This window comes from Rhodoferax sp. ZS1R8 (assembly GCF_056521325.1).
Genome location: NZ_JBWMBA010000081.1, coordinates 1 through 1,392 on the forward strand (window position 1 = coordinate 1; position 1,392 = coordinate 1,392).

1 protein-coding gene and 1 pseudogene are annotated in these 1,392 nt (G+C 59.6%); both read right to left on the reverse strand.

Annotated features, from left to right (window positions below):
- Nucleotides 1–1,158, reverse strand: a pseudogene (locus AC097P_RS23935) (hypothetical protein); the annotation flags it as partial.
- A gap of 82 nt (nucleotides 1,159–1,240) precedes the next feature.
- A partial coding sequence (rpmE, locus tag AC097P_RS23940) for a 50S ribosomal protein L31 (protein ID WP_479612926.1) occupies nucleotides 1,241–1,392 on the reverse strand: 152 nt, incomplete at its 5' end.

Sequence of the window (1,392 nt, forward strand, 5' to 3'; positions counted from 1 at the left end):
CACCCATATCGTGAACGCGCAGCCAGAAAAGAACAGCAGGGTGAACCAGTCAATCAGCGCGGAAACCTGGCGCTGCAGAGTGGGCAAGGCAAAGGCCGCCAGTGCCGCAAGCGCGGGCAACGCCAGTAGCAAGGTGCGGTCTGACGACCCGGTTAACAGTGTAGCCACCGCGCATACTGCAAAAAACCATGCGGGTAATGCAATGTGCCTGCTGATGCGGCGGTTGAACAACTGGTGGCGCCAGCGCCACAATGTCCACAGCGTCAATGGCCAGGCCGGCCAGGTGAACCACAACAGCAACTCCGCATAGCCGCTCCAGTCGGCCCACTGGGCACGCGGTAGCTGGACTTTCCAGCTCAATAGACCTAGCGCCATGGCGAGCGCAGCGCTGGCAAGCGTGATCAATGCAATGGCGATACTTTCTCGGGTGATTCGGCGGTTGCGGGCAGAGCCGGCAAGGTCAGCCGCGCGGTCGGCGTAGTGCAACAGTGCGCTTCCGAGTCCGAACAGTATGGTCAAGCTCGGTGCGCCAGAAAGCGATAGGCCGATAAGCCCTAGCGTTGCAGCGACTGCGGGTCCATGCTTGCGGTAGGGTAGAGCAGCCATTCCAAAGAAGAACAGTGCAGAGAAACCCAGTTGTGCCAGCGCGGGTGTTGTTTCGTGCGCCAATTGCGCCAGTCCCAGGCAGGCGATAAAGGCCAATAGCCCGCCATCGGCCATTGCACGGGCATAGTCCGCTGGCAGCGCCTCGCCACCAAAAGCAAACGGAACGGGTTGTGCCAAAGGGTTGCGCGCCAGGTAGTAGGTTCCGTACCAAGTGGCCACCATCGCCAGCCCCAGCAGCAGCAAAAACGGCAGGCGGACAACGAAGTCTGAGCTGGCCCAGGTTGGCGCCACCTGCAAGGCCCATGCGCCCAGCCAATACGGTAATACGCCCGGGTTTTCAGGAGGTAGGCCGATCAATGTTGGCTTCAGCCAGTTGGAGGTACCCTGCACCAATTCCGCCATAAATCCCAAGGCTGCCATGTCTTCGCTTTTCCAGGCGTCGCGGCCCAGGAAGCCTGGCAAGGCGTATGCCAGGCACAGCAGGAACAAGGCCCAGCGCGGAAGGCGTCTGGCACCAGCCTGGGTAACGATGGCGGGGTTGGGGTGGTTCACAGATTCACAAACAATAAAAAAAGCAGCGCGGAAATCCGGGCTGCTTTTTAGGTGACAGTTCAGGCCAAAACCTGAAGTCAATTTACTCGGCGGGCGTAGCGGCTGGAGCGGCAGTCGTAGTGGCTGTTTTGCCGAAACGGTTGCGGAAGCGCTCAACGCGTCCACCCATATTGTCCACAGATTTTTGTGTACCAGTGTAGAAAGGGTGCGATTCGCTGGTGGTATCCAGCTTGT